This window comes from Roseateles sp. GW823-FHT07B05, from assembly GCF_058794515.1.
Genome location: NZ_JBXAGX010000010.1, coordinates 204,642 through 211,233 on the forward strand (window position 1 = coordinate 204,642; position 6,592 = coordinate 211,233).

Annotated in this window: 6 protein-coding genes and 1 pseudogene; 4 read left to right on the forward strand and 3 right to left on the reverse strand. The window is 65.5% G+C overall.

Annotation, left to right across the window (positions count from 1 at the left end; all coding sequences use genetic code 11):
• From rfbD to rfbC, 3 genes are read left to right on the forward strand one after another with little or no spacing between them, the layout of a single operon-like run.
• A complete protein-coding gene (gene rfbD / locus AC1Q7O_RS20670) occupies positions 1 to 882 on the forward strand; it encodes a dTDP-4-dehydrorhamnose reductase (RefSeq protein ID WP_492657769.1) in 882 nt (293 codons plus the stop codon).
• 9 nt (positions 883 to 891) lie between these two features.
• On the forward strand, positions 892 to 1,779 hold the full coding sequence (gene rfbA / locus AC1Q7O_RS20675) for a glucose-1-phosphate thymidylyltransferase RfbA (protein WP_492657770.1): 888 nt from the start codon (positions 892 to 894) through the stop codon (positions 1,777 to 1,779).
• An 8-nt stretch (positions 1,780 to 1,787) separates the two neighbouring features.
• Complete coding sequence (gene rfbC / locus AC1Q7O_RS20680; protein WP_492657782.1) at positions 1,788 to 2,339, forward strand: dTDP-4-dehydrorhamnose 3,5-epimerase; 552 nt, start codon at positions 1,788 to 1,790, stop codon at positions 2,337 to 2,339.
• A gap of 56 nt (positions 2,340 to 2,395) precedes the next feature.
• Here rfbC and AC1Q7O_RS20685 read toward each other — a convergent pair whose 3' ends face one another.
• From AC1Q7O_RS20685 to AC1Q7O_RS20695, 3 genes are all read right to left on the reverse strand, one after another.
• Entirely contained in the window at positions 2,396 to 3,499 is a 1,104-nt protein-coding gene (locus AC1Q7O_RS20685) for a nucleotidyltransferase family protein (protein ID WP_492657771.1), read from the reverse strand.
• Between the two features lie 59 nt (positions 3,500 to 3,558).
• Entirely contained in the window at positions 3,559 to 4,893 is a 1,335-nt protein-coding gene (locus AC1Q7O_RS20690; protein WP_492657772.1) for a UDP-glucose dehydrogenase family protein, read from the reverse strand.
• A 67-nt stretch (positions 4,894 to 4,960) separates the two neighbouring features.
• A complete protein-coding gene (locus AC1Q7O_RS20695; RefSeq protein WP_492657773.1) occupies positions 4,961 to 5,968 on the reverse strand; it encodes an NAD-dependent epimerase in 1,008 nt (335 codons plus the stop codon).
• Positions 5,969 to 6,296: 328 nt separating this feature from the next.
• Here AC1Q7O_RS20695 and AC1Q7O_RS20700 point away from each other — a divergent pair.
• Positions 6,297 to 6,592, forward strand: a pseudogene (locus tag AC1Q7O_RS20700) (hypothetical protein); the annotation flags it as partial.

Genomic DNA, 6,592 nt, shown 5'->3' on the forward strand with positions numbered 1-6,592 from the left:
ATGAAGATCCTTCTGCTCGGCAAAGGCGGCCAGGTCGGCTGGGAATTGCAACGCTCGCTGGCGGTGGTCGGCGAGGTCGTTGCGCTGGACCATGACGACGGCGGCGACTTCACGCAGCCCGACCAGTTGCTGGCCCGCGTGCAGGCCATCGCGCCCCAGGTCATCGTCAATGCCGCGGCGCACACCGCCGTCGACAAGGCGGAGAGCGAGCCCGATCTGGCGCGCCAGATCAACGCCGCCACGCCCGCCCTGCTCGCCATCGAAGCCAAGCGCCTCGGCGCGCTGCTGGTGCACTACTCGACGGACTACGTCTTCGACGGCAGCGGTAGCCTGCCTCGCGACGAAGAGGCGCCCATCGCGCCGCTGAGCGTCTACGGCAGTACCAAGGCCGAGGGCGAGGACGCCATCCGCGCCAGCGGCTGCCAGCACCTCATCCTGCGCACCAGCTGGGTCTATGCCGCGCGCGGCGGCAACTTCGCCAAGACCATGCTGCGGCTGGCAACCGAGCGCGACCAGCTCAAGGTCATCGCCGACCAGATCGGCGCCCCCACCGGCGCTGACCTGCTGGCCGACCTGACCGCGCACATGCTGCGCGCCGCGCGTGTGAACCCGGCACTGACCGGCACCTATCACGCGGTCGCCGGCGGGGAGACGAACTGGCACGACTACGCCCGCTTCGTCATCGAGTTCGCGCGCTCGCGAGGCCGGGCCATCAAGGTCGCGCCCGACCAGATCCTGCCCATTCCAACGAGCGACTACCCCACGCCCGCCACGCGCCCGCTGAATTCGCGCCTGTCCACGGCAAAGCTACAGCAGCGCTTCGGCCTGCAGCTGCCCCGTTGGCAGCAGGGCGTGGAACGCATGCTCAACGAGATCCTCTGAAAGCGCACCATGACGAAAAACCGCAAGGGCATCATCCTCGCTGGCGGCTCGGGCACCCGACTGCACCCCGCCACGCTGGCCATCAGCAAGCAGCTGCTGCCGGTCTACGACAAGCCGATGATCTATTACCCGCTGAGCACACTGATGCTGGCGGGCATCCGCGACATCCTGATCATCAGCACGCCGCAAGACACGCCGCGCTTCGAGGCGCTGCTGGGCGACGGCGCCCGCTGGGGCCTGAACATCAGCTACTGCGTGCAGCCCAGCCCCGACGGCCTGGCCCAGGCCTTCATCCTGGGTCGCGAGTTCGTCGGCGGCGCGCCGAGCGCGCTGGTGCTGGGCGACAACATCTTCTACGGCCATGACTTCGCCGGGCTGCTGGCCAACGCGACGGGCCAGGCCACCGGCGCCAGCGTCTTCGCGTACCACGTGCACGACCCGGAGCGCTATGGCGTCGTCGAGTTCGACGCAGACAAGCGCGCGTTGTCCATCGAAGAGAAGCCCAAGGCGCCCAAGAGCAACTACGCCGTCACGGGCCTCTACTTCTACGACGAGCAGGTCTGTGACATCGCCGCCAGCATCAAGCCCAGCCCGCGCGGCGAGCTGGAGATCACCGACGTCAACGCCGAGTACCTGAAGCGCGGTCAGCTCAACGTCGAGATCATGGGCCGCGGCTATGCGTGGCTGGACACCGGCACGCACGACAGCCTGATGGAAGCCGGCCAGTTCATCGCGACGCTGGAAAAGCGCCAGGGGCTGAAGGTCGCCTGCCCGGAGGAAATCGCATTCCGCTCGGGCTGGATCGATGCAGCGCAGTTGGAAGCGCTGGCCAAGCCGCTGGCCAAGAACGGCTACGGCCAGTACCTGCAGAAACTGCTGGTCGAGAAGGCGTTCTGACGATGTTGCTGCAAGTCACGCCCACGGCTCTGCCCGAGGTCTGCATCGTCGAGCCCAAGGTCTTCGGCGACGTCCGCGGCTTCTTCATGGAGAGCTGGAACGAGGCACGCTTCAACGAGGCGCTGGGGCAAGCCGTCCATTTCGTGCAGGACAACCATTCCCACTCGTCGCGTGGCGTGCTGCGCGGCCTGCACTACCAATTGGACCCGCACCCGCAAGGCAAGCTGGTGCGCTGCACGTCCGGAGCCGTGTTCGACGTGGCGGTGGATGTGCGTCGCTCCAGCCCCAACTTCGGCCGCTGGGTGGGTGTCGAGTTGACGGCAGACAACCACCGTCAGTTGTGGATTCCGCCAGGCTTTGCGCACGGTTTCGTCGTCATCAGCGAAACCGCCGACTTCCTCTACAAGACCAGTGGCCGCTACGCGCCGGAATGCGAAGGCGCAGTGCGCTGGGACGACCCGGCCATCGGCATTGACTGGCCGCTGGATGGCATCACGCCGCAGCTGTCGGCCAAGGACGTGGCAGCACCGCTGCTGAAGGACGCGAAGACCTTTGCCTGAAGACAGGCGATGCCGAATCGAAAACGGGCCCTGATCGGGCCCGTTGTCTTTTGCGGTCAGGCGCGCGCGTCGCCCCATCGCAGCGGCGTCACCTCGTCGCCGACGTAGCTGGTGTGTCCCGTGCGGTCCACGCAGTACTGCGGCGAGATGATCATCTCGCGCACCGCCATACCCTCACCGATGCGCGTGTGCTCGATGAGCACCGACCGCTCCACGGTGCAGCCGCTGCGCAGGTGCGAACCGTGACCGATCCAGGTCGGGCCCACGACGCGGGCACCCGGCTCGATGCGGACGTTGGAGCCGATGTAGACCGGGCCCTCGATGTGCACCTTGTCCCAGTCCACGGACGTGTTCAGGCCGGTCCAGACCTGCGGCCGGACTTCGCGGCCCGGCACATGCATCTGCGCCACTTCGCCGGCCAGCACGCGCTGCGTCACCGCCCAGTAGTCCGTCAGCCGGCCGATGTCGATCCAGTTGAACGGCCGGTTCTGCGCGAAGAACGGCAGGCCCTTCTCGACCAGCAGCGGGAACAGCTGGCTGCCGATGTCGAACTCCTTGCCGGGCGGGATCAGGTCCAGCACCTCGGGCTCGAAGATGTAGATGCCGGTGGAAGCCAGCGTGCTCTTGGCGTCTTCGGGCTTGGGCTTTTCCTGGAAAGACGTCACGCGCCCGTCCGCATCGGCCACGACGATGCCGTAGTTCTTCGTGTCCTCGCGGGGAACATCCAGCGTCACGACGCTGGCGATGGCCCCCTTGGCCTTGTGCTCGGCAATGGCGGCCGTGATGTCCATGTCAATGATCGCGTCACCGCACAGCACCAGGAAGGTCTCGTCGAAGAAGCCGCCGAAATCCTGGATCTTGCGCATGCCGCCGGCCGAGCCGACCGGCTTGCAGACCACCTCGCCCTGCTCCCGCACGCCCTCGTAGGAGTAGCCGAGTTCCACACCCCAGCGCGCACCGTTGCCGAAATAGTTCTCGATCTTCCAGTGCAGGAAGGCCACGTTGACCATGATCTCCCGGACACCGTGGCGCGCCAGGTGCTCCACCAGGTACTCCATGACCGGCTTGCCCAGGATGGGCACCATCGGCTTGGGCGTGTACTTCGTCAGCGGGCGCACCCGGGTGCCCTGGCCTGCCGCCAGGATCATTGCTTTTGCCATTGCTTGCCTTATGTCGTCAGTGATGAAGCGCGTTCAAGCAAAGAACGCGCCCGGCCTCATCAAGCAGCGGCTCCGCGTCCGATGCCGCGGTACTCAATGCCCAGCGCCTTCATCAGTTGCGGGTCGTACAGGTTGCGGCCGTCGAACACGACCGGCTGCTTCAGTGCGCCCTTGATGGCATCAAAGTCGGGCGTGCGGAACTCCTTCCACTCCGTCACGATCAGCAGCGCGTCGGCGCCCTTGAGCGCAGCCTCGGCACGATCCACCAGCGTCACATCATCGCGCGGGCCCAGCACCCGCGCCGTTTCCGTCATCGACACCGGATCGTAGGCAGCCACCGTGGCGCCGCGCTTGACCAGCTCGTCGATGACAACCAGCGACGGCGCTTCACGCATGTCGTCGGTGTTCGGCTTGAACGCCAGGCCCCAGATCGCGAAACGACGGCCCGCCAGATCCTCGCCAAAGCGCTCGACGACCTTGTCCACCAGCACGCGCTTCTGGCGCTCGTTGGCCTCTTCCACGGCCGTCAGCACCTTCAGCGGGATACCCGTGTCCGACGCCGCCTTGACCAGTGCCTTCACGTCCTTGGGGAAGCAGGAACCGCCGTAGCCAGCGCCCGCGTACAGGAACTGATAGCCGATGCGCGGGTCGGAGCCGATGCCGCGGCGCACCAGCTCGATGTCCGCCCCCACGCGCTCGGCCAGCAGCGCCAGCTCGTTCATGAAGCTGATGCGCGTGGCCAGCATCGCGTTGGCGGCGTACTTCGTGAACTCGGCGCTGCGCACATCCATCACCAGCATGCGGTCCTGCGTGCGGTTGAACGGCGCGTAAAGCGCCCGCATCAGCAGCGTGGCCTGCTCGTCATCGGAGCCGACGATGATGCGGTCGGGCTTCATGAAGTCGTCGACCGCCGCACCTTCCTTCAGGAATTCGGGGTTGGACACCACGGCATAAGCCATGTCGCCCAGACCGCGCTTGACCAGTTCTTCCTTGACCGCCGCGCGCACCTTGTCGGCCGTGCCGACCGGCACCGTGCTCTTGTCGACGATGACCTTGTAGTCCGTCATGCGCTGGCCGATGGAGCGGGCTGCGGCCACGACGTACTGCAGGTCGGCCGAGCCGTCCTCGTCGGGCGGCGTGCCCACACCGATGAACAGCAACGTGCCGTGGCTGACCGCCATGTCCACATCCGTCGTGAACTGCAGGCGGCCGGCGGCCACGTTGCGACGCACCACTTCGTCCAGGCCCGGCTCATGGATCGGGATGCCACCTTCGTTCAGGATGCGGATCTTCTCGGGGTCCACATCCAGGCAAACCACGTGATTGCCCATTTCAGCCAGGCAGGCGCCGGTGACCAGGCCGACATAGCCGGTGCCGATGGCGGTGACTTTCATCTTTGTCCTCGTTCAATAAAAGCAGTTCAGGCGTTTGTAACGCAAGCAGATGACATGCCAGTGGGCATCAGACCTTGTAGTAGTCCCGATACCAGGCGACAAAACGCTGGATGCCGTCTGGTACAGGCATGGCTGGGCGGAAGTCCGTCCATGCGGCCAGCTCCTCCACGTCAGCATGCGTCGCCGGCACGTCCCCGTCCTGCATGGGCATGAAGTTCTTGACCGCTTCCTTGCCAACTGCCTGCTCGATGGCCTCAATGAAACTCATCAGCTGGACGGGTGCGTGGTTCCCGATGTTGAACACACGATAGGGTGCGCTGGAGCGCGCCGGATCAGCCTTGACCGGGTCGTAGGCCGGGTCAGCGGTGGCCGTACGGTCCAGCACGCGGACGACGCCCTCGGCGATGTCGTCGATGTAGGTGAAGTCGCGGATCATCTTGCCGTGGTTGAACACGTTGATCGGCCGCCCTTCGATGATGGCCTTGGTGAAGAGGAACAGCGCCATGTCCGGCCGGCCCCAGGGGCCATAGACCGTGAAGAAGCGCAGGCCCGTCGTCGGCAACCCAAAAAGGTGCGAGTACGTGTGCGCCATCAGCTCGTTGGCCTTCTTCGTTGCGGCGTACAGGCTGATGGGGTGGTCGACGCTGTGATGCTCCGAGAACGGCATCTGGGTGTTGCCGCCATAGACGCTCGAGCTTGATGCGTAGGCCAGGTGCTGGACGCCACTGTGGCGGCAGCCTTCCAGGATGTTCGTGAAGCCGACGATGTTGCTGTCGATGTACGCGTGCGGGTTCTCGATCGAGTACCGCACCCCGGCCTGGGCCGCCAGGTGGACGACACGATCGAACTTCTGCTCGGCGAACAGCTTGGCCATGCCTTCGCGATCGGCCACGTCCATCTTCACAAAGCTGAAGCCCCGCCTGTCCGTCAGCCGCGCCAGCCGGTCATGCTTGAGCTGAGGGCTGTAATAGTCATTGAGGTTGTCCAGCCCCACGACCTCGTCGCCTCGGCCGAGGAGGATCTGGCTGACATGCATGCCGATGAAGCCGGCGGCGCCGGTGACGAGTACTTTCACGATCAATTCCTATGCTGGGCCGAAGGGCGTCTGCAACCTAGCCATTTTCCAACAGCCCGGATGCGCAAAAGACCTCGGCGCCCCCCAGAACCCAAGGGGACGCCACACAGTCCGGAAGGCGCAGATCATTTCATTCATTGATGAAGTGTCGGCGCGCCGCCTAACTCGACAGATTGGTGGAGCCTGCAATCTGCGGACTGCTCCGCACTCCTTGCAAAGCCTTACGGTTGGAGCCGGCCCACCGAGACATCTGCACATTGAACACACAGCACCGGCGCCGAGAATTCATAACAAGCCCAGCGCTTAGCAACCAGCAGTACCGCACGCCATGTCCGCCAAGTTTTTCCGCGCCGTCTACCTCTCCCTGACCAGCGCCGTCACCCTGCTGACGGCCTGCGGTGGGGGAGGACAGGGTGAACCCGCCAACGTCGCCACCATGGCCGTCCCGGCAGAACAGCCCGCGCGCCAGATACTTGCCGTCCCGGCTGCATCGGACCCAGGCGCATCGAGCACCTTGACGGTGCGTGCCTACGCCGACATGGCCGGGGACGTGGGCGCGACGATGTCGGTGCGCGTGGACGGCGTGGTCACGGACACCGTGGAAGTGCGCGCCGCGGTGCCGAC

Bases quoted from the DNA above. Each gene is read 5' to 3' on its own strand.
- rfbD (WP_492657769.1), top strand. From the start codon at position 1: ATGAAGATCCTTCTGCTCGGCAAAGGCGGCCAGGTCGGCTGGGAATTG.
- rfbA (WP_492657770.1), top strand. From the start codon at position 892: ATGACGAAAAACCGCAAGGGCATCATCCTCGCTGGCGGCTCGGGCACC.
- AC1Q7O_RS20685 (WP_492657771.1), bottom strand. From the start codon at position 3,499: ATGGCAAAAGCAATGATCCTGGCGGCAGGCCAGGGCACCCGGGTGCGC.
- AC1Q7O_RS20690 (WP_492657772.1), bottom strand. From the start codon at position 4,893: ATGAAAGTCACCGCCATCGGCACCGGCTATGTCGGCCTGGTCACCGGC.